The organism is Paenibacillus faecalis (genome assembly GCF_900289175.1).
Classification (GTDB): Bacteria; Bacillota; Bacilli; order Paenibacillales; family Paenibacillaceae; genus Paenibacillus_AQ; species Paenibacillus_AQ faecalis.
In genome coordinates this window covers 1,953,593-1,976,702 of record NZ_LT985747.1, presented here as the reverse complement: position 1 = coordinate 1,976,702, position 23,110 = coordinate 1,953,593, and the positions used below count along the sequence as shown (strand labels likewise).

The following is a 23,110-nucleotide window of genomic DNA, read 5'->3' as shown; positions in this document are numbered from 1 at the left end:
CCTGCATGTTTTTACACGTTATAGTATCCATATCTCTAAAAATGCTTGAAATGAAAGGATTGTAAGCAGCATGTTGAAAGAAGAACGGCATCAGTTCATCTTGGAGCTTCTTCATAAGGAAGGGAAGCTTATAGCTACTGAATTAAGTGCCCGCTTGAACGTATCCGAAGATACGATTAGGCGTGATTTGCGCGAATTAAGTGCTTTAGGGGCTTTGCATCGTGTTCATGGAGGAGCTCTAAAGAAGGGGCCTTCAACTGTAAAGTTTGAAGAAAAATATAAACAGGCGCCGGAAGCGAAAGCTTCTATTGCCCAAGCAGCCTTAAATCTTGTTCATCATGATCAGGTCCTCATTATTGATGGCGGAACAACTCCCTTGGCATTTGCCCAGGCATTGCCTGCTGATTTGAAAGCGACAGTTATTACCAACAGTCCTCCTGTAGCCGTCTCTCTGGCTTCCCATGCCAATATAGAAGTCATTATGCTTGGGGGAAATTTGTTCAAAGATTCTCTAATTAATATCGGAGCTCAAACGATAGAGGAACTTCACCATATCCGTGCGGATCTGTATATTATGGGAGCTTATAGCGTTCACCCCCAGATCGGCATTAGCATTCCGAATCGGGAAGAAGCGTTTATCAAACGGAAAATGGTGCATGTATCTGCGGAAACCGTTGTTTTGGCCGAAGCTCATAAATTGGGCACTGCATCCACGTTTATCGTTGCAAATATGGATGAAATCAGTTATCTGGCGACAGAACCACATGTTTCCCGTGATGTTCTCGCCCAGTATGAACAACTTGGGGTTACAGTGCTGCAACAAGAAAAAACGCCATCGTCCTTTTGATGAGGATGATGACGTTTCTCAAAAATTATGAAATAGAGTCCGTTTTTAATACACGGATGGAGTTTAATACGGCTAGGATTGTGACGCCGACATCGGAAAAGACAGCTTCCCACATCGTCGCGATACCGAAGGCACCAAGTATGAGGAAAATAGCCTTTACACCCAGCGCAAAAACGATATTTTGCCAAACAATGCGGCGTGTCCGTTTCGCAATGCGGATCGCGGATGGAAGCTTCGAGGTTTCGTCGGTCATAATGACAATGTCCGCAGCCTCGATCGCTGCATCCGAGCCAAGGCCTCCCATGGCTACGCCGATATCAGCTCTTGCCAGCACCGGTGTATCGTTGATACCATCACCAACGAATATGATCTTTTCGTTCGGTGATTTTTGCTTATCCAGCTTCTCGATTTCTTCCACTTTATGTTGAGGTAACAGTTCGGCATGTACTTCATCCAGATTCAGCTGGCGGCCTACAGCTTCTCCAACAGCTCTCGAATCACCCGTCAGCATAACTGTCTTCTTAATTCCCAGCTCTTTCAGAGAACGGATTGCTTCCGCCGAATCTTCCTTCACTTCATCGGCAATGACAATGTATCCGGCATATTCACGATCAATCGCTACGTGCACTAAGGTTCCAAGCTCTTTCGGTTCCGTGAATGCAATATTCTCTCTAGTCATTAATTTCGCATTACCTGCAAGCACTTCTTTTCCATTATATTGAACCTGAATACCGTGTCCGGCAATCTCATTGTATCCTTCAAGCATATCTTCTCTTAGTTCTTGACCGTACGCTGCCCGAATCGATTCTGCAATCGGGTGAGTGGAGTGCATTTCTGCATGAGCAGCTATTTTAAGCAGCTCATCTTTGGAAATATCGCTTGAAGTATGAACCTTGGTTACTGTAAAGACGCCTTTAGTAAGTGTTCCCGTTTTATCGAAAACGACATATTTCACATCATTCAGCGCTTCTAAATAGTTGCTTCCTTTAACCAGGACACCCTTTTTGGAAGATGCGCCAATTCCACCAAAGAAGCCAAGCGGAATGGAGACAACGAGCGCGCACGGACAAGAAATAACGAGAAACACCAGCGCGCGATACATCCAGTCAGAGAACGTGGCTCCGCTAATGAACAGCGGTGGAACAACAGCGAGCAGTACGGCTACAATAACGACAACCGGCGTGTAGTACCGAGCAAATTTCGTAATAAAGTTCTCGGTCGGTGCTTTTTTATTACTTGCATTTTGAACCAAATCCAGAATTTTTGAAACGGTCGATTCGCCAAACTCCTTCGTCACTTCAACAAGCAACACACCGTTTTTATTGATAAACCCACTTAAAACATCATTGCCAGCCTCGACCTCTCTAGGAACAGACTCACCGGTCAATGCCGACGTATCCATCGCCGAATTCCCTTCGATTACGACTCCATCCAGCGGTACACGCTCACCTGGTCTGACAACGATAACATCGCCAATCTTGACTTCTTCAGGAGTAACCCGCTTGGTTTCCCCGCCGACTTTCAAGTTAGCGTAATCCGGACGAATATCCATAAGAGCACTGATCGATTTTCGCGATCGGTTTACAGCCATCCCCTGGAACATTTCTCCGACCTGGTAGAATAGCATAACGGCAACGCCCTCAGGATATTCCTGAATAGCAAATGCACCCAGCGTTGCAATGGTCATTAGGAAATTTTCGTCAAAAACCTGACCCCGGACGATATTTTTAGCTGCTCTTAAAACAATATCTCCACCGACAATGATATAAGCTATGACGAATAATGCCAGTTCCCAAAAGCCGGTGAGCGGACCAAATACACCTACAGCTGCCAAAATGGCGCTAATCATAATTCGAGTCAACGTACGTTTCGTGTTTACATCACCATGATCGTGATCATGAGCATGTCCCTCTGCATGATCATTGGTTTGCGTATTGCGCGATTTCAAACCCGACTTGTCAATGACACGGATATGAGGTTCAAGCGAGTTTACTTTCTTCTTCGCTTTCGAAACGACCAGCTCATCCTGACCGCTAGTTGTTTCCAACACCAATGTCTTCGTTGCAAAATTGACAGTACAAGAAGATACGCCTTCAACCTTCTTTACCCCGTTTTCGATTTTCATGGCACAGTTTGCACAGTCCAAACCGTCTAAGAGCAGTTCCTTTTTGACTTTCATCTGGGCCTCACTCATGGGATATACCCTCCTTTAAAACACCTTCCCGTTAACACATGAGCAACTATTCATATATTATTTAAACACATTATATGCAATTGAAAAGCAACTTGTCAATCAAAAGCAAAATATAATATGCGTATTCTTTGTATTTTTTTCAAAATTATGATGGGCTACCTATTGAATGCACAAAAAAAGCACCAGCATATAGGCTAGTGCTTCTTGATTATTCCCCATGCATCGTATGCAGCAGGGTTTGAGTGAATATCTGTTCAATATGGCTGTCATCCAAGGAATAGAAAACGGTCTTTCCTACCTTGCGTCGTTTCACAATTCTCATATTACGGAGATACCTGAGCTGATGAGATATAGCGGATTGCCCCATCTCCAGCAATACAGACAGATCATGGACACAAAGTTCTTTCTGAAGTAAAGCATTGATCATTTTTACCCGTGTAGGATCACTAAAGGCTTTAAACCAGTCTGCAAGCTGAATCGCAGCTTGATCATCAACCATGGCATCCTTAATCTGTTTTAAATCAGCCTCTGTACCAAAGCATGAATTTTCGCATTCTTCTGTTAATGGCTCCTTCTGCTCCAAACAATATCACCTTCCTATTATATCTTTCTATATATTATACCAAAGGAATGGAAAAGCGGAATCTTTACGATTAAGCAATCTTATTCTGCCAATCCCCAGGTAACTTCATAAATAGTTATATATTGAACTAAAAATCCTAGCCTTAGCATCATTTCTACGAATTCGGATTATTCTTCCGATCGCTCTTGCCCCCCAGATTTCTCTGAAGGATTTAAACAATCGTTGAAATCCGGGGACAGCTTACGCTTTCGAAGCGAGCTTTCCTACGGAAAGCTTTTAGGCGAACACTGACGTTTCTTCAGAATAATTCCGACTTCTTTCATTGAAGTAATACTATTCTTTAGTTCAATCTATATAGATACAATAGGCTTTCACTGAAAATAACTAAGATATACATCCTCCAAATTAGGCTTGACCGCTCTAGATTTAAAACGATCTAGCGGTTCATCATAAACCATTCGCACCCAAACTCCTTCCGAATCACTTGTATGGTAGAGATAAAATTGCGGATACGAATTATATGAAGGAAAACTCAGTTCTCTTTCGACATATGCATTGCAATTTGAAGGACTCGGTTTATTTGTACAGCTGTGGTCAGGTCGACTGTCGAGCAATACAGGAGTCGTGCTTCCTTTTTCCATATAGTAAATCAGATTATGCTGCAAAAAGTAGTAACCCTGTGGCAAATGCTAGCATTATAGATAACAGATATATTTTTTTCATCACAGATTCAACCCTCATTAAATTTTACTTATCTCCATAACTAACACCTGTTATTCATAAAAGTTGGCTAAAATCACTGTAAAAAAATACACCAAGCGCATTCGGTATAATTTTCGGCCCTTCCGAATGCACCCTGAATTATACTATATTTACGTCTGTTATTTTGTACTTCATTTAATAGAATCATAGAAAACGCTGTTTCACAGATTTCAAGAAAAATCAAACAGGGGCGGTCCTAGATAAACCTTAGCCGCCCCTGTCTTTATTCACTTCGTACTGTTTACGTAATCCCTTTCTGAAGTTTGCTCTCCTTGCCATAGAAGCTGCATCTCTTCACAGGATTCCAGCAGTTCAGATAAGGTGCCCTCCGCTTCGATCCGGCCGTTTTTCATGACGATAATGTGATCGGCCTTCGCAAGTGCTGCTCTCCGGTGGGATACTGCAATACAAGTTACGTCTCGTTCTTTAAACAATCCGTTCCATACTTGCTGCTCCGTTTCCACATCAAGAGCGCTGGATAGATCATCGAAAATAAAAAGATCTGCCTCAGACATCAACATTCGAGCGGTAGCTGCGCGCTGAATTTGGCCACCTGAAAGCATGACACCTCTAGGACCTACGAACGTTTCAAGTCCTTGATCCAAGTCCTTGATGTCCTTGTCCATGACCGCCAGCCGAATTGCACGATTCAAAGCCTCCTCGCCACTCTCCTTCTTTCCTTGCACAATATTTTCTTGCAATGTGTCGCTGAATAATCGCGGTACCTGCGGCGTGTAAGCGGCTCTAGGCGGTATAAGGAAGGTGGCAGGATCAATCTCTTTACCATTCCAGCAAATGCTTCCCTCTTGTGCAGGTAACAATCCCAGGAGAGTTCGGACAAGCGTTGATTTTCCAGACCCGATACGCCCTGTAATAACAAGAAATTTGCCGCGCTTTAGCCGAAAATGAATATCTGAAATTTCGTTATCCGAGTTTGGATATTGATACGACAGGTTATTTACTTCAAGAAAACTCAGTTTTTCCCTTGGATCATTATGGATCGTTGGCAATTCTGGCGGGTCCTCGTTAAGATAGGTTTTCCTTGCTTCAATAATTGAATCTTCCTCACCGGGACGGAATAAGGTCCGCATCCGATCAAAGGACACTTTCAACCGTTTATGCTGAAAAACCATATAACCGAACAAGGAAATACTGTAGCCAATATTGACAAGATATGTCGTAAACAGAGCAAAATCCCCTACGGTAAAACGCCCTGCTTGCATCTCTGCAGCACACATCAGAAGAATCAAACCTGTACAAAAGCTGAGCACATGTTGATTAAGTGACCTCATCCACTGCTTGAACAGATTATCTTTTAGTGCGGCCTGACGGCGACTTTCGTTCAGCTTCGTAAAGCGCTCATGAACATGATCCTCCGCTTCCCCCAGCTTGATCGCTTGAACCGCTCCGAAAGTTTCTGCAATAAAACTCGTAATCCGTCCGGTTGCTTCACGGTTCTTTTGCCCATATCGCCGGGCACGATTGCCGGATAAATTGTTTAGCAGCGTTACAATGAGAAACGGCAGTACCGAGATCAGCGTGATCTTCCAGTTAATCTTTGCCATAATGATGATCGAAACGGTTGTAAAAACCAGCTTTCCCCAAAAATCCACCCACGACTCCATGTATTCAACAACCTCATCGACGTCATCGCGAAAGCGGCTCATCGCCTCTCCCGGTGAAGCGGGAAGATTGCGCCCTGGCCAGCGCATGATCCCTGCCAGCATATTTGTACGAAGAATGGCCTGAATATGGTAAAAATATGTTACCCATTGATAGAATGCCGCAAAAAATGTACCTACTCTTGCCACCCTTACAGCGGCAATAAAAATCAACGGCACGGCGAGCCATATATAGTCGGTCGAATTAGAAGTCGCCCGTTCAAAGAACCACTGCATGCCCAATCCAATCAATAGCGGCAGAGAGTGAAATAAGCACCACAGCAAGCCGTTAACTATAAACAACCCGAGTCTAAACCGAAATAAACGCCCTATAAAACCAGTAACGGTCATGCTAACTCCTCCCTTCCTCCTGTGCTCAGCAGTCTTGCATAATGAGATTCCGGATCTTGAGCTAATTCCACCCGATCACCGAACTCCAAAATTCGTCCATCACCAAGCACCATAATTTTATCCACCTGCTCTAAAGTTGCCAGCCTGTGTGCGATGATGATTCCTGTACATTGGCTCATCAATTGATCCACCGCTGCCTGCAGCATCGCCTCCGTAGCAGCATCCAGACGTGAAGAAGGTTCATCCAGAATGACCAAGCTCGGCTGAGACAAAAATACACGGGTCAACGCAAACAACTGGGCTTCCCCTGCCGAAAGGGATGTCCCGCCTGCGGACAGATGAGTATCCAGTCCTTTCGGCTGTGCATCAATCCATTGGCGCAGTCCGAGCCTTTCCGTTGTATCCAGGATAAACACATCCGATACAGCATTGTTAAACAGCGTCAGATTATCTCGAAGTGATCCATCAAACAGCTGCACATCCTGCGTTACCATACCTACCCTGCGATAAAGGGCTGGTAGCTTCAACTTCGTAATATCCGTTCCTCCGACGCGGATAACTCCGCTATCAATATTGTACAGTCGAAGCAGAACACGGCTCAGACTCGACTTTCCACTTCCGGTACGACCAATAATTCCGAGTCGTTCTCCAGGCCTTATCACAAAGTTAACGTCTTTCAAAACTGGTTTATCCTCGTTATACCTAAAATGAACATTTTCAAATTCAAGTCCCAAAGCTCCCTCTGGCAATTGCTCCTCGTCCCCGCCTACAATTTCACTGCGTTGGGATAGCAATTCTCTAGAGCGAAGCATACCGGATTTAGCCTTTTGAAATTCTTGCACCTGATCACCCAACATTTCAATCGGGTCGTTCAGCATCTGTGTGTATTGATAAATAAGAAACAGGGTTCCAAGCGTAATCTCTTCGATCAAATAATAATGAACCCCTAACAACAGAACAGCTGTAACCGCTAAAGCAAATAAAATGACCGTCGTATTCCATGGGACAATCCGCATCATCCAGGCCTTTCGTCCTTTTAAAAATACAGAGCGCATCAATCGATAGAATCGATTCATGACATACGGCACATTTCCGTTGGCCTGCACATCCTCGATCCCAGCAATCCGCTCTTCGATCAAACCGAACAAGGAAGCGCTGGCTTCGCGTTCTTTTTTGGATGAATCAACACCCAGATTACGGATGATGACCATAAACATAATCGATATGATTGTAAAAACCGTCATCACTAATGCGATTGGAATGTTCACCGTAAACATAAATACTAAAATGCCACCCAGCAGTACAAAGCTTCCGATGACCTGAACTATAAACATGGCAAAAAAGTTTGATATATTCGTCACATCACCATCAATCCGTTCAATCATCTCTCCCGGTGTTTTCTCATTATGAAATCGCATATCCAGCCGTAAACAATGTTTTAACAGGTCTCCGCGCAGTCGATTCGTGGCACGCCATGAAATATCGTTTCCTAAATAACTGACACCGACCGTGATCAGCTGATTCACTACGGCTACAATCAGATATAATCCTGCAAGCTGGATTAAAGTAGTTAAAACTCCACCGTATGCTGCCGTATCAATAAAGCGCTTAATAATCTGTGGATTGATAAGCTGCAATCCTGTTGAAGTTAACAGCAACATAAGCAGAATCACAAGCCGCCCCTTCACCGGGCTCAAATAACGCAGCAGCCACAACATCGATATTTTCTCTTCTTTGGGCACATGCCCACCCCCATATGTTAACAAATGTATAGCTTATTCCTATTTCAAAGCTTCTCCTTTCCATGCGATGAGACTGATGAAAACACAAAAAAGCTGCAGATGAACAAATGTTCACCTACAGCTTATAACAACAAGTATACAGCATAAGCTATTAACTTATGCGAATCCTTGTATGCATTTTGCAATAATGATGAAAAAGTTCAAGACAGAATGAGCACAAACGTTGGCAATACATCATCAGATCCGACGTCTGTATGTATCACCTTACGTTCATGCCATATTAAGTTATCGATTTATCGATAGTCCCTGTCGAACATTTTTCATCATCATCAATCCATTCACATCATTTGCAATTATTGTATTCGCTAACAAAGGCAGACGTCAAGAACATTTTTACTAAATATACATGAATGACCATTAATTATCGACAGATACCGCCTGAACTCTTCTGTTATTCCTCTTACATATTTCTTTTTTTCAAGAAATCAAATACCTGACGTTTTTGATACGCACTAACGGCATGCCCTGTAAACGGATAAATATTCAAAATCTTCTCAGACGTTAGCCGATTATACGCCGCAAATACGGTCTCTGGCATACATACGGTATCCTTTAGTCCAACCGACATCATGACCGGAATATCAATTCGGTCTGCAAGATGAAGAATATCGAAATAGCGCAACGTCGCAAGCACAGCTTCGGTATGTTCCGGAAACCGATCAACGAATTCAGCCACTTCTGTCAGTGATCCTGTTGAATTCAACAGTCCGAAGTCCATATGGCACATGTTCGGAATATTAGCTATAACGACAGAAGGTGTGTCACTTAATGCAGCTGTCAACAAGCTTATACCTCCGCCTTGGCTGTCACCGGCAACCACAATTTTTGAAGCGTTAACTTCCGGTTGATTAGCCGCCCATTCCACCGCCTTTAGTGCATCCACTGCAACCGCTTTATAATAACAGGTATCCTTGTCCAGAATTCCTTGCGTTATCCAGCCTTTCGTCATCCCATATTCGCTGTTCATCTGGTTCCCTGTCTCTCCGCCTTGTCCGCGCACATCAACAGCGAAGACGGCATATCCAAGCATGAGCCAATCCGCATATTGCTCCGGAAATCCTTTTCCCCCTGTATATCCATGGAATAATACGACACAGGGCAAGCTTCGCTCCATCGTAAACTTAGGCAAGAGATACCAGCCTTTAAGCGGGGTATGATCATACCCTTCATATGTAACGTGATATGTTTCCATCGCAGGAAATGGTGTGCTGGTTTGCACCCTTATGCTATTGTCTGAACAGCTTTCCGCCTCCGTAACGGTCCTTCTCCAAAATTCTGAAAGGTCTGATGGTGCCGTCACTTCCGGATTATATTGATATAATTCCTCAATTCTTTTCTCAATTGCATCCATCTCCTGTTACCGCCCTTCCCATCAACTGATATTACATATTCAACCATACACCATTCCTATTCATATCGCTATAAAATCCCTTGACGATGAAAAGGAATATATCTCTTTAAAATTCCAACACCCAAATGTTTCCCTAAGGAAAAATTATTGTTGATAACCAAAATTATATCGATTATACTGGTGATAAATTCCAAGGGAAGACGCGCAGAATATTGAGGAGGTAAACATAGATTGTTAGATATTTCACGAGCTGTTATTGAAGGCGGGGCCTTATCCATTGTTTTTTTAATCCTTATGATTTCTACGTTAGCGTACAATCCAAGAGTGTGGCTGCAAGACTACCCGATGGATATTCAACAGATGGCATTACCGCAAACCCCCAGCGAAAAGAAGAAATTGAGGGTTATCGGCTCATTCACATTTCTGTTTGCACTGGTTCCGTTTGTCATTTCCCTCATGCTTGATGGCGATCAAATTACGTACTGGGAGACTTTCTTTCACTTCTACATTGTGTTCAGTATTGTAAGTTTTGCTGCTGATCTCATTATTCTTGACTGGATTGTTTTTTGCCTGATTACCCCAAAATTCATCATTATTCCAGGTACGGAAGGAGCCAAGGGATACAAGGACTATATGTTTCATTTCATCGGCTTTTTAAAGGGCGCTGTCATACTCGGAGTATTTAGTCTCATACTGGCAGGATTGCGCGTTGCTTTGACCTACCTTTAATCGCTCCATCCCTCGATCTATCCTTTGCGTAAAAATCAGCTAAAAAAAGCCCAGTGATCTGCTCTTGAATGCTGATCATTGGGCATTGTATTTATTCACGCTACACTCCAGCTTCTCCGATCATTTGCTGTTCGATTTGCTTCATCTCATAAAAATAGCCTTTTTGCTCCATCAACTCCGAATAGGAACCTGTTTCGACTACCTTACCTTGGTCCATGACCACAATCTGGTCCATCTCTTCCAATCCGGTAAGCCGATGACATATCAGGATAAGTGTATCTTGAGCCGCCTGTGCATAGAGATGCTTCAACACGTGCTGCTCTGTCACATAATCCAGCGATGCAGTGGGTTCGTCCAGAAGCCATAACCGTCCTTTGCGGAGCATTGCTCGCGCCAGAGCCAGCCGCTGCTTTTCGCCGTCTGACAGATTTTCCCCTTTTTCATACACCATATCGGTCAACGATGTACCTAGCAGCTGCACTTTAGCCAGCACATCCAACAATTGTTCGTTAGAATGTTCTTCTTCATTCAACAGCAGGTTATCGCGGATCGTTCCCCGGAAGAAATGACTTTGCTGCAACACCACATTAGCCGCTTGCCAAATGCTCGTCTCATCCAGTTCCTTTACGGAAACGCCGTTTAATCGTATGTCGCCAGCCGCTGGTGTACGCAGCTTGAGCAGTAATTCGATAATGGTTGACTTCCCTGACCCGCTCGGCCCGACAATCGCCGTTTTGGAGCCGGGTGAAATATGCAGGGATATATCCCGGAGCGCAGGTCTCCATTCCCCTTCATATTGAAATGTTACACCGGATAGCTCTATCGAAACGGCATGATCAACAGACAACGCACCGCCTGGCTTCGACTGTACATCGGCGGACTCGGTGGACTGAACCGTTTCTGTCAATCGTTTAGCTGCGTGTTCGGTATCCTCCTTATACGCGGGTAAGGTGGCCATTGCCGCCGCTTCTTCAAACACGGTTAACGAGGCCATGACCAGCATAGCAAGAAACACCCCAGCAAGCTCTCCGTTCATAATTAAATAGGCTCCAAGCGCGAGCACCCCCCAGGAAATGAGAAACGTAACCAAAGCATGCATCGATTGCCCGCGGAGCAAGTGCCCCGCTGCTCGTTGCTGTTCAGCTGCCAATGCAGAGGAAGCCTGCTGAAGCTGCTGCTCCCGCTGTGCCAATTGCCCGTACACTTTCAAATCCCGGAAACCATACAGCACTTCGGTGACTTCCGTCGAAAGCTGCGCCCGCTGCTCGCGAACCCGCCCATGTATTCTCCGCTGCCCGAGCAAAACAATGCCCGGTACAATGAATGCCGTTACGAGCATACCTATTACAAACAGAACAGCAATCCAGAACGAAAAGGCGGAAGTAAACAACACCGTAGCCAAAAACACCATGACGACTATGATGGGGGGATAAGCCACTCGCAAAAAATAATTTTGCAAACTCTCCACATCCCCAACGATCCGCGCAAGCAGATCCCCGCTTCGATTTTTATTCAATATACCAGGCGTTAAAGGAATAAGCTTGGCAAAAAAGAAGGTACGCAAACGACTGAGCATCGAGAACGTCGCCCGGTGAGAATACAAGCGCTCTCCATAACGACTTGCCGCCCGAAGCAGACCAAGCAGTTTGACCATCGAGGTGAGCACAATCAAAGTATACAGCGGGGGCGCAAATACCGTTTGCGAGATTAAATACCCGCTCGCGGAGAAGAGTGCCACGCCAGCTATACCTGCGATAAATCCTCCCAAAATTGAAAAAACGATATCCTTGCGCTCCTGAAGCATCGCCTTTGACAGAACAGTCAGCTCGTTCATGATGACACCCCCCTATTCTGCTGTATATTAACCATTTCGGCATACTGGGGCAGGCGCTCCTGAAGCTCGTCATGCCGTCCGGCGTCCACTAATACTCCATTGTCCATGAACAAAATCTTGTCGGCTTGTTGAATCGTATATAGTCGGTGAGCCACCGTAATCATCGTAGCCGTTTTTGCCAGTTTGGCAATGGAGCGTTGCAGCACCCGCTCGGTGTGCAAATCCAGTCCAACGGTGGGTTCATCAAACAAAATGATGGCAGGCCGCTTCAAAAATGCGCGTGCCAAGGCAAGCCGCTGTCTTTCTCCACCGGACAGTCCCCTGCCTCCTTCACCAACAAAGGTATCCAATCCATGCTCCAACTGGGCTGTAAGCCCAGCAAGCCCGGCTTCCTCCGCCGCCCGTTCAATTTCAGCTCTGGTGATGTTCCCACCAGCACCAATCGTAATATTTTCAGCCAATGTTCCTGCAAAAATATACGGATGCTGTGTAATATAGCTAACATGCTCGAACCACGCAGCCTCATCGTATTGCGAAAGTGGGCTTCCATTGACCAGAACCGTTCCCGATGCTGGTTTCAGCAAACCCGCAATGAGATGGAGCAAAGTCGTTTTGCCAGAGCCGCTTTTGCCAACGATGGCAATGTGTTCTCCCGGACCGAGCGTGATCTCTCCAGTCTCAAGCTCGAAAGAATCCGGAGCATAACGAAACCGTAGATGGTCCAGTACAATGGATGGCGGCATTGAAAGATCATCGGAATGGGCCATCTCGAATTTGCTTATCTTGTCGACCTTATTCATGTTGTCGATCTCGTCGCTTTCATCGGATGTACCTGCTCCTTCATAGATGTTCGCCTCCTTGCTCTCTCCTGCCGTTTCCTCAAGCATCTGTTCCACCTTACGAATAGCCCCCATACTTGTTCGACCGCTGTGAAAGGCCGTTCCCGTATTCTTCAACAGGCTGTAGAACTCGGGAACGAGCAACAAAACAAGAAAGGCGGTGTGGAACGTCATCGATTTAAAAACGAGCAACTGGATGGCCAGTTCGAGAGCGACAATGCCGATGCTTAGCATCACGATCGATTCCAACATAAAGGTATTCGTAAACGCAATCTTCAAAATGTCCATTGTGGCATCGCGATAACTAAGACTGCTGCGTTCAATTTCCTGCTGCTGACGGTTAGCCCGTCCAAATATTTTTAGCGTCACCAGTCCTTGAAGAGAATCCAGAAACGCACCTGAAAACTCGGCCAGCTGCGCATATTTTTCTTCGGATTTATTTTTCGTTTTAAGCCCGACCAAAATCATGAACAGCGGGATGAATGGAGCTGTAAACAGCATAATGAAACCTGTGTTGGCATGCTCAGTAAATGTAACAACCAGAATCAAAATCGGGATGATGGCCGCTTCCATCATACGCGGCATGTACTGACTGAAATAACTGTCAGCCTCATCCACAGCATCCAGAGCAATACTGACCTTCCCTCCTGTCTGTCCACGAAGGGTTGAAGGCATTGAGGCATGGGTCAAGTTTTGTAGCACGGCTGCTCGCATATTCGTCTTGGCAGCGGCAGCCATCCGCAAGCCAACTTTACCGTTTCCATACGACAACAGTGTGCGTACAACCATAACAGCCAGAAGCAGGCCGAGCAGCACGATAACCGATGAAAAGGAAGCTCTCTCCACAAAAATCCGCTGAACTGCTTCAGCAAGCAATCCAGCCTGACTCACAATAGCTGCACCTAGAGCGAGCGAAAAAACCGCGAGGAGAGTCATGTTTTTCCTTTGTGAAGACATTTGCTGAGAAATCAGACTGGATTTCCTCTTCACAGTATTCTCCTCCTTTATATATAGACGTAAAGAAACCTCTTACGCGCCGCAAGGGACTATATGCATTATCTTTTCCCTTTTACATAATCCGCATCAAACAGGAATAGTTTGAAGACCAGAAAAAGGGACGGGATCAAGAGGAACAGACCACCGATAAATACAACAACTAACGCGAAGCCCATGGCTGGTGTAGTTGCGCTGCTCTGAATCGTAATGTACGGGTCAAGAATATAAGGGTAGTGCCCAATCCCGTAAGCGAAAAAAGCACTGAAAAATTGCAGCATAACGCATATAAAAGCTAATCCGTAACGGCGTCCGTTATATAACAGCCACATGGCGATCATGAAAAAAGCAACGGAAAGCGCGAGCAACCACCATAAATCCATCATATTTTGAAAATGCCGCTCATTATGTTGACCCAAATAAATAAATGCTGTCAGTGCGAGAATAATCGTCGGTGTGCTCCAAAACAGGGCATAGTTCCGCATCAGCTTCAAAGCAGAGTGATCCTCTGCCCGCGAAGCGTAAAATGTCAGAAATGAGCCACTAATGAACAACACGGATACGATGGCGAGTCCAACGATGCTCCAGGATAACGGATTGGTAAACAGCGCCCAGTAATCCAGAGAAACCGTCTCACCCTGCTTCACGATAAAGCCGCCTTCAGACAATGTTAGAGCCACTGACAACGAAGCCGGAATAAGTAAACCTGTAGCTCCGTATAAAAAAAGATACACGATGCTTTTCTTGGAACCGTAATTTTCAAAAGCATAGAATGAGCCGCGGATGGCAAGCAGAATCACTGCTATGCTTGCTGGAACAAGCAGCGCGGAACCATAATAATAGGCCGTGTCCGGAAAAAATCCGACGATGCCAATGTAGAAAAAGACAAAAAATACATTCGTAATCTCCCAAACGGGTGATAAGTAACGGGAAATCAGACGGTTAATCAGATGATCCTGCTTCGTCAAGCGTGCATAGAAAGCGAAGAAGCCCGCTCCGAAATCAATCGAGGCTATAATTAAGTAGCCGTACAAAAACAGCCAGAGCACCGTGATACCAATCAATTCGTAACTCATTTTGCAGGATCACCCTTTTCCGTAGTTTGATTAGGCTTTTCCTTCAACCATTTTTCCATCTCCACTTCTGCCGGATTATTGTTGAACAAGCGTCTTAGCACGATTACACACATGATGCCCAGTACGATGTACAGGAGCAAAAAGACGAAGAATAGAGTTCTTACATTCGGGGAAGTCGTAGCGGCTTCCTCTACACGCATGTATCCACGAATAATCCACGGCTGTCGCCCAATTTCTGCATAAAACCAGCCCAGCTCTACACCCAGAAAAGCGAGCGGTGCGCTCAGTGCGATGAGGCGAAGCATCCACTTGTTCAGCTGATTGCGTTTTTTCCAGAACACAAACAGGAAATACAGAAACGAAATAGCAAGCAGAGCAAATCCGATTCCGGCCATTACATCAAACAGGTAATGAACGAGAAGCGGTGGCCATTCATCCTGGGGGAATTCCTCCAGCCCCGTAACCTCTGCATTAAAGTCTCCAAAGGCCAGGAAGCTAAGCAGTTTTGGCAGATGAAGTGCCCCTATAATTTCATGCTCTGCATTCAGCCACCCCATTAAAATTAAATCAGCGCCGCTTTCCGTCTCAAAATGCCACTCTGCCGCCGCAAGCTTCTCCGGCTGATGCTCGGCCAAAAACTTGGCGGACACATCTCCGGCCAATGTGTTCAGCAAGCCGAACAGCAAAGCAACAGCCATCATGAGGTTCAAAGCTTTTTTGTGATATGCGGATATCCCTTTTCTCAGCATCGCAAAGGCTGCAATTCCGGCTAAAAGGACGGCTCCTGTCAAATAGGCCGAGCTTAATACATGGAAAACCTTGGAGAACGTCGCCGTATTCAGCATCGCTTGTACCGGGTCAACCGCTGTGAATTGACCTGCTTCCATAACAAAGCCTTCAGGCTGGTTCATAAATCCGTTCACCGTCGTAATAAACACGGCAGACATGCCTGCCCCGGCCACAATCGGAATCGTCAGCAGCCAGTGGGTATACGGATTTTTGAATCGATCCCAAGTATACAAATAAATGCCCAGGAAGATAGCTTCAAAAAAGAATGCGAACACTTCCATGAATAACGGCAGTGCAATGACATTCCCAGCCATCTTCATAAAATTTGGCCACACCAAGGCCAGCTGTAGGGAAATCACTGTACCGGTCACGACACCAACCGCAACCGAAATGACAAATCCTCGTGCCCACCTCTTCGCCATCAATATATAATGGGGATCTTTCTTGCGAATCCCGATGAACTCTGCAATGGCGATCATTAATGGTATACCGACGCCAAGCGTCGCAAAAATAACGTGGAACGCGAGCGTCATACCTGTCACCAGCCTGCTCCACAGTACCGTATCAACTGCCATTCTGTACTGCCTCCTTTCAAATTCTGTTCCAGTTTAGGTATTCATTAACCTTTTGATTAGGCCTGCTAATCGCTCAGCTGCATTCAATATCAGGTTGGGATAAGCTCAAAGACATCGTAGCCTGTTGAGTTTTCATAAGGCGCTCCTCGATCTCAGCTATGTAAAAAGGGATTTTTTTCACAAAGTAAGATGCAAAGGATGCTGTGCCCCATCATGATTGCGTTTTACTGCCATTTGTTCATGCTAAAGAGAGATCTGACGAGCCTGTGTTAACCTGGTACTGAATGCAGTCAAAGTACGGGGCGAGACCTAATAGTAAAAATTATTATATCTTTGTTCACCAGTAATTCAATGACTGACACGTGTTCGTCCCCAAACGTTCAAGAAAAGGACAACTTTTTCTGACAACTTAGTGAAAAAGCGCACAGAAATCACGAGAAGGAGCAATTAATCCACTGCCCTCATACGAGTTACTGCAAGTCTCCCCTCCCATTTCGATAGCTTCCGTTTCTTCTCGATTTGATTATTTTCTTAATCTATGTAATTTTTCGTCTGAAACAAACTTAGCTATAAAAAAACTGCACCTCCAATGTTAGATGGTGTCTAACAATTGGGGTGCAATTCATAGCAGATAGCTAAGGGCTAAACAAAAAGCCGCAAATCTGCGGCTTGATTAACTCTTTATTTTTCACAAGCGATTAAATCCTTGTCACGGTCACTTTTTTTGTTCGCCTCGTACAGCTCTTTGGAAACAAAAGGCTTATACTTCGTCTTTCCACCCTTATTTTTAACCGAGGAGAATTTAGCAACTCCGCCTTTAACATTCTAGTTATTTTTGAACATGCGTTTCGTAAATTCGTAAAAGGCATGAGCATCTTCCCAAGTCGGGAATCCAGCCTGAGCCATTAAAGGGCTGCCTCCACCTTTTCCGTTGTAATTCCCTAAATGCTCTTTGAAGAATGCACCGCAGGAATGCCCAGCGTCACTTTTCTGAGATAGAACAACTTTATTCTCGGCAGCGGTAGCCAGTAGTACCGGTACATTCGTATGTGGTGTGATTTTCGCGGCCAAGCTTTGCAACTCTTTCATATTTTTATCTTCAAAAACATGTGCAATAAGAGGGCCATCTTGTTCTGCCAGTAATTGCTTTGCCGTATACTCAGCATCTTTTTCCTTAAGAATGGCGAGTTCAGCCTGAAGCTGTTTATGCTCCTTCTCCCATTTTTCAATTCGATCCATAATTTCATCTTTGCCGGTATTGAACTTGGCAGATACCGTACCCAAGATTTGCTGGCAATCATTAAATTCCTCTAGAGCCCGGTATCCGCATTTAAAATAAATCCGAGTATTCCCCTTATGCTTTTCCGTTCTGAGCAGCTTGATCATTCCAATTTCGCCGGTTGAATGGACATGTGTTCCACCGCAAGCGTTATGTTCAACATCTTTGATTTCTACAATTCGTATATTCTCCGTCACTTTAGGTTGTTTCACAAGGCTTAGCTGTTTAACCTCATCTTCGCTAACACAATAGCTTAAAATACTATGGTTCTTGTAAATGCGCCGATTGACTTCGCGCTCTATAGAATCCAGCTGACCTATGTTCAGCTCGGCAGCTTCCACATCAATCGTGCAGTAGTCGGTACCAAGATGAAAGCTTAATGTCATGGCTTGAACCAGTTCCCAACAAACCGCGGATAACAAATGCTGTCCACTGTGCTGCTGCATATGATCAAATCTTCGATTCCAGTCTATCGAGCACGCTACATTCATCTCTTCGGGCACACGCTCAAGCTTATGAAAGATATGCTCGCCTTCATTAAAAACATCCAGAACCGGAACATCTTGAATATATCCGTAATCACAAGGCTGCCCTCCCCCATGCGGGTAGAACGCCGTCTCCTCTAATATGACATAATAACCGTCATCCTTCTTTACCGTCTCTAAAATCGTAGTATCCCACTGCGTAAGATAAGAAGAATCGTAATATAGCTTTTTCGTCATGGCGAAGTTCCTCTCTGATTCCTTGGTTTTAATCTTTAACCTTTAATACTTAATCCTAAATATATAGCTGTTTGATTTCACAGTCAAAAGAGAGAATATTTTCCCCAAGCTTTATAAAAAGCTTGACATTGATCTAATATTGAATTAGATGAGTTCCTTTTTATACATGCATAAGTTTTTAAGGATATTTATTATGTGGTTTTTTGAAGGTATGTTCAAAGGAGAGTTAAAATATGATTTTACTATTATGAATTTTTCATATGTTGTAATTTTCGAATGGATAATCCGTCAATATAGACCCAAGAAAAAAGCCATCCCTCAGTCAACTTAAGTGACTTCTGGAATGGCTTTTTTAAGAAGAACATTTATTCCTTCATAATGTTTTATTTCACTGGAATTGTCATTTCCAGATCCTTCAGGTATGTCTTATCGCCAACACTGTCCTTGTCTTGTCCAACTACGCTCCAATCCTTTTGGTTAACAGTCAAAGTAAACGGCTTGATTGTAATCGATTTTGGCGTTTCGTTAAAAGGACTGTACAGCTTATCGATCTGGTATTCTGTTTTTGGCTTGCTGTGGAAATATTCAAATCTGCTAGGCGTCAGTACATTTCCTTGGTCGTCCACAATATCGTAGTAAACCATGCTAGGACCGTACTCGCCCTTTTGCTCTGGAGATGCTGGAACCATACCTTTACTATCCAGTACAAGACGGGTAGATACTGGTGAAATCTTCAGTTCTTTTATCGTATAGCTGAATTGTCCATCAGATTTGGTTGCATTTTTCGGCTTCACAACTACCGCTTTATTGTCGATATTGACTGGAATTTTGAACTCGAATGTTTCCTTTACGCCCGTAACATTCGCTTGAATGGTCAGTTCAAATTGGTCAGGCAGTTTCAAGCCTTTTGACAGCTCTACCCTGTAAGCATTATCCTTCACCGGATAATCACCAAACACAGCTTCGCTGTACTCCATTTTTTTACCGTCAGCGAGTAGAGTCGGAGTTTGGATATAGCCTTTCTTCTGATCCTTTTCAGGAATCATTCTGGATTTAACATATTCGCTATCCGGATCACCAATGAACTTGGTTCCTTCAGCAATATAAGGAGAAGCTGTCGCCTTCAAGTCCACCCCTTCACGTTCCAAAATGACTGACAACCGATCTCCGTCATACAGTAATTCAGCTACTGTCAACGTCACTCCGTCATGCGTTACGCTCATGTTCGGCTCAGATACAATCCCTTGTTGCTTGGCAGCTTGCAAAGATTTTTCACTAGTTCCTTTATAAATCGTTCCAACCAGTGGAACATTTTTCAAGCTGTCCGCCATTACCGGCGATATAAATCCTGACCCTATTACGCCTGCACCAAGTACTGCTGCGGCAGATGCCACCATAATCGTTCTTTTCATCAAATTAGGCTTTTGTTTGGATGCTGTTCTTGTCAATGTACTTCTCTCCAATCATATTTTATAGTTTTTGCAGTTCATTTTCCTATTAATTAGCTTCGGCAAATGCTGCCTGTGTCACGACTTCGGTTTGACTAACATGCTCCATCAGTCTTCGACGCAATCGTTAATATTTTGTTCGTACGGTAACAGCCTCAAGATCCATAATTTCACTGATATCATCAAAACTGTTCTGTGCAGCCGCATAGTAACAGTAAGTGTACATTTGCCGCTCAAACTGGATAATGATCTTCCTGTAAGCCTGTTTGTCTCCTGCTTTGACCTGCTTAACAAGCCCTTCAATTCCTTCAACTGCGTTTCTGGTTTCATCCGCTTCCCCGGGGATGGGTGACTGCAAGAGTACACCTCCTCTCTTCTTTACTTATATAACAATCTAAAGCCCATCATTTGTGACACCCGCACATGAATGTGAGAAACAGATATTCTTATTTTCTTTTAATCATTCGATTCTGAATCTTATAAAAAAAGAATCCACACTGAATATCAGTACGGATTCCCCTTAAGCAACAAACGGTCGTTATTTAACCTTAATTTTCATTTCCAAATCCTTGTAGTACGTTTTGGCCCATCTAATTGAACCACTCTCTTCCACAATCTCACCTTTTTTGTCTATGGTATATGTAAACGGCTTAATTGTGATTGTTTTTGGCACGGCTTTGAAGGATGTATATTGTAACATCACTTTATTGGTTGCACCGGGCTTTTTCTTGATCTCAGTATCGCTAAGGTTAGCCTGAATAACATTTCCTTTTTCATCTGCAATATCATAAAACATTTGGCTTGGCTTGCCCTTCGACTTCGTTTTTGCAGCGGCCGGAACTTTGCCTTTACTGTTCACAGTGAGCTTCGTCATTAAAGGCGTCATCTCAAAATAATCAACGGTATAGCTAAAATCTTTACTCTTTTTAGTGATACCCGGCTGTAATTTCACAAGAGTACCCAGCTTTTTTACCGGCACCTCAAAAACAAATGGTTCCTTGACATTTTTGGCGTTCATTTTTAATGTCATATCGAACCGATCCGGGGCTTCTGTTTACCAGTCGTTGGGTAAATCCACAGTCCCCCCCACTTGTCGAACCGTTATATCCAGACGGTTTCCGTCATACATCACTTTCGGCAAGCTGAGTGTCACTTTGCCATGTTTTATGCCTTTTGTAGCAGAGGTAGTGGAACTGGCAGTAACGGCTTGATTGTAAGCATCGGCACTAACGTGTGTAGGATATGCACTGCCTATAACCGTCACGCCCATCGTTACCACCAATGAAGTTATTGCAATTTTATTTCTAATGTCATGGAATTTATTGGTCAATAGTCTCTCTCCGTTTCATATTGGGAATGAATCATCAAAACATTATTGTCTAACCGGGATGGTCAATTCCAGATCCTTCAGGTACGTCTTATCGCCCAAGCTGTCCTTGTCTTGACCAACAACACTCCAATCCTTCTGATGAACAGTCAAAGTAAACGGCTTGATTGTAATCGATTTTGGCGTATCATTTAAAGGACTGTACAACTGATCGATGTGGTATTCTGTTTTGGGCTTGCTGTGGAAATATTCAAATCTGCTAGGCGTCAGTACGTTTCCTTGGTCATCTACAATTTCGTAATAAACCATGCTGGCACTGTAATCGCCTGTCTGCTCTGGAGATACAGGAACCGGACCTTTACTGTCCAGAACAAGACGTGTGGAAACTGGTGAAAGTTCCATCTCTTTAACGGTGTATGTGAATTGACCGTCCGATTTGGTCGCATTCGGCTGTAGAACAAGTGATTTATTCTCTACCTTTACAGGAACGTTGAACTCAAACGTTTCTTTTACTCCTGTAACGTTAGCTTGTACCGTCAGATCAAATTGATCTGGTAAGTTCAAATCTTTGGAATATTCAATAATATAGGTGTTATCCAATATGGCTTGATCTCCATACAGGGCTTCACCGCTTTCCACTTTTTGTCCGTTAACTAAAATAGTTGGTGTTTCTATATACCCTTTTTCCTGATCTTTTTCAGGAATCATTCTGGATTTAACAAACTCGTCATCCGGATCTCCTATGAAATGGGTACCTTCTTTAATATAAGGAGAAGCTGTCCCCTTCAAATCTACCCCTGTACGCTCCAAAATGATAGATAAGCGAGTTCCATCATATAGTACATCGGCTACTGTCAGTGTGATTCCATCATGCGTAACGCTCAGATTCGGTTCCGATACGATTCCTTGATCTATAGCAGCTTGCAGCGCTTGCTCACTCGTGTCCTTAAACAGCATTCCGATCATTGGAACCTTTTTCAAGGCATCTGCCATGACCGGAGATACAAATCCTGTGCCAATCACACCAGCACCGATTATTGCCGTAGCGGCTGCTGCTAATACCGTTCTTTTGACTACACTTGGCTTTCGTATGGAGGTTCTTCTTGACAACGGACTATCCCCGATTTTGTTCATAATTTGATAACTCATCGTATTCTTCGGTAATGAAGATTCACGAATCATTTGTTCAATGGCATCCATATCAGCGAATTCCGTCGGTTTTCGCAATTTGTCCATGCATTACCTCTCCTTTCTGGCTTGTGCGATCCATCAATTTTCTGCGTAATCGTTCATATCTCTTCCGTAAGGTGGCTGACTTAACGCCCATGATTTCACTGATTTCATCAAAGGTATACTGCTCTACTGCCTTTAGAAGCAAAATATGACGCTCTTCCACTGTAAGATAAGTCAAAAGTTCACTAACAACGGTCTCATGCTGGGAGATTTGCATGACAGGCTGCGATTCTTTATAATGCTCAACCAATTTGAGCCAGCGGCTCTGCTTTTTCTTTATATTGATCAAATGGTGATAAGCCATTTTATACAGCCAGGCAGAGAAGGATACTTGCCTACGGTACTGATAAATATTTTCGTAAGCGCGGATAAAAATTTCCTGAACGGCATCTTCCGTTTCCGTATGATTTTTCAAAATATAATAGCAGTATGTATACATTTGCCGTTCAAACTGGATAATGATCTCTCGATAAGCCTGTTTATCCCCTAATTTGACTTGCTCCACAGCTGTTTCGATTGCCTTTCTCTTTTCATCGACTCCCCCAGGGGTGGTTGGCTGCAAAAGCTCACCTCCTCTCTTCTTTACCTATATAACAATCTCGAACTATCATTTTGTGACACGATATGAAGATCAAGCTGATCTATAAATAGAATTTACTTTCGCAAGAACAAAAAACCCGCCATTTGCGGGTTTAAATATATGCTTTCTCATGAT

17 protein-coding genes and 2 pseudogenes are annotated in these 23,110 nt (G+C 44.0%); 2 read left to right on the top strand and 17 right to left on the bottom strand.

The genetic code is table 11. From position 1 onward, the window contains the following. Positions 1-70: 70 nt before the first annotated feature. On the top strand, positions 71-847 hold the full coding sequence (locus tag C8268_RS09440) for a DeoR/GlpR family DNA-binding transcription regulator (RefSeq protein ID WP_106767428.1): 777 nt from the start codon (positions 71-73) through the stop codon (positions 845-847). Between the two features lie 25 nt (positions 848-872). Here the strand turns inward: C8268_RS09440 and C8268_RS09435 are convergent. The 5 genes and pseudogenes from C8268_RS09435 to C8268_RS09415 all read right to left on the bottom strand — a co-directional run. Then, positions 873-3,035, bottom strand: a pseudogene (locus C8268_RS09435) (heavy metal translocating P-type ATPase); the annotation flags it as partial. A gap of 214 nt (positions 3,036-3,249) precedes the next feature. Next, the gene (locus C8268_RS09430; RefSeq protein ID WP_234032723.1) at positions 3,250-3,624 is read right to left on the bottom strand and encodes an ArsR/SmtB family transcription factor; all 375 of its coding nucleotides are present in this window, start codon (positions 3,622-3,624) and stop codon (positions 3,250-3,252) included. 989 nt (positions 3,625-4,613) lie between these two features. Beyond that, entirely contained in the window at positions 4,614-6,398 is a 1,785-nt protein-coding gene (locus tag C8268_RS09425) for an ABC transporter ATP-binding protein (RefSeq protein WP_106767426.1), read from the bottom strand. Beyond that, a complete protein-coding gene (locus tag C8268_RS09420; RefSeq protein ID WP_106767425.1) occupies positions 6,395-8,140 on the bottom strand; it encodes an ABC transporter ATP-binding protein in 1,746 nt (581 codons plus the stop codon). The genes C8268_RS09425 and C8268_RS09420 overlap by 4 nt, the downstream gene beginning before the upstream one ends. 460 nt (positions 8,141-8,600) lie before the next feature. Next, a complete protein-coding gene (locus C8268_RS09415; protein WP_106767424.1) occupies positions 8,601-9,551 on the bottom strand; it encodes an acetylxylan esterase in 951 nt (316 codons plus the stop codon). Positions 9,552-9,782: 231 nt separating this feature from the next. Between C8268_RS09415 and C8268_RS09410 the strand changes: the two genes are divergently transcribed. Further along, positions 9,783-10,280, top strand: a complete 498-nt coding sequence (locus C8268_RS09410) for a hypothetical protein (protein WP_106767423.1) — start codon at positions 9,783-9,785, stop codon at positions 10,278-10,280. Positions 10,281-10,380: 100 nt separating this feature from the next. Here the strand turns inward: C8268_RS09410 and cydC are convergent, their stop codons facing one another. The 12 genes and pseudogenes from cydC to C8268_RS09350 all read right to left on the bottom strand — a co-directional run bounded on the left by cydC (position 10,381) and on the right by C8268_RS09350 (position 22,957). After that, entirely contained in the window at positions 10,381-12,114 is a 1,734-nt protein-coding gene (gene cydC, locus C8268_RS09405; protein ID WP_106767422.1) for a thiol reductant ABC exporter subunit CydC, read from the bottom strand. After that, on the bottom strand, positions 12,111-13,943 hold the full coding sequence (cydD, locus tag C8268_RS09400; protein ID WP_106767421.1) for a thiol reductant ABC exporter subunit CydD: 1,833 nt from the start codon (positions 13,941-13,943) through the stop codon (positions 12,111-12,113). The genes cydC and cydD overlap by 4 nt, the downstream gene beginning before the upstream one ends. A gap of 65 nt (positions 13,944-14,008) precedes the next feature. Further along, a complete protein-coding gene (locus C8268_RS09395; RefSeq protein WP_106767420.1) occupies positions 14,009-15,022 on the bottom strand; it encodes a cytochrome d ubiquinol oxidase subunit II in 1,014 nt (337 codons plus the stop codon). Continuing rightward, a complete protein-coding gene (locus tag C8268_RS09390) occupies positions 15,019-16,386 on the bottom strand; it encodes a cytochrome ubiquinol oxidase subunit I (RefSeq protein ID WP_106767419.1) in 1,368 nt (455 codons plus the stop codon). The genes C8268_RS09395 and C8268_RS09390 overlap by 4 nt, the downstream gene beginning before the upstream one ends. A 681-nt stretch (positions 16,387-17,067) precedes the next feature. Next, positions 17,068-17,205 (bottom strand): annotated as a pseudogene (locus C8268_RS09385) (excalibur calcium-binding domain-containing protein); the annotation flags it as partial. Positions 17,206-17,211: 6 nt separating this feature from the next. After that, positions 17,212-18,387, bottom strand: a complete 1,176-nt coding sequence (locus C8268_RS09380) for an alanyl-tRNA editing protein (protein ID WP_106767418.1) — start codon at positions 18,385-18,387, stop codon at positions 17,212-17,214. A gap of 383 nt (positions 18,388-18,770) precedes the next feature. After that, positions 18,771-19,835, bottom strand: a complete 1,065-nt coding sequence (locus tag C8268_RS09375; protein WP_234032721.1) for a DUF4179 domain-containing protein — start codon at positions 19,833-19,835, stop codon at positions 18,771-18,773. Positions 19,836-19,962: 127 nt separating this feature from the next. Beyond that, entirely contained in the window at positions 19,963-20,193 is a 231-nt protein-coding gene (locus C8268_RS09370) for a hypothetical protein (RefSeq protein WP_106767417.1), read from the bottom strand. Between the two features lie 180 nt (positions 20,194-20,373). Then, positions 20,374-20,865, bottom strand: coding sequence for a DUF5643 domain-containing protein (locus C8268_RS09365; RefSeq protein WP_106767416.1), 492 nt, complete (start codon positions 20,863-20,865; stop codon positions 20,374-20,376). Between the two features lie 24 nt (positions 20,866-20,889). Next, positions 20,890-21,105: a hypothetical protein gene (locus tag C8268_RS09360; RefSeq protein WP_158702705.1), complete on the bottom strand. Its 216-nt coding sequence runs from the start codon at positions 21,103-21,105 to the stop codon at positions 20,890-20,892. A 102-nt stretch (positions 21,106-21,207) separates the two neighbouring features. Next, entirely contained in the window at positions 21,208-22,398 is a 1,191-nt protein-coding gene (locus tag C8268_RS09355) for a DUF4179 domain-containing protein (RefSeq protein ID WP_106767414.1), read from the bottom strand. Then, positions 22,364-22,957, bottom strand: coding sequence for an RNA polymerase sigma factor (locus C8268_RS09350; RefSeq protein WP_106767413.1), 594 nt, complete (start codon positions 22,955-22,957; stop codon positions 22,364-22,366). The genes C8268_RS09355 and C8268_RS09350 overlap by 35 nt, the downstream gene beginning before the upstream one ends. Positions 22,958-23,110: the final 153 nt, after the last annotated feature.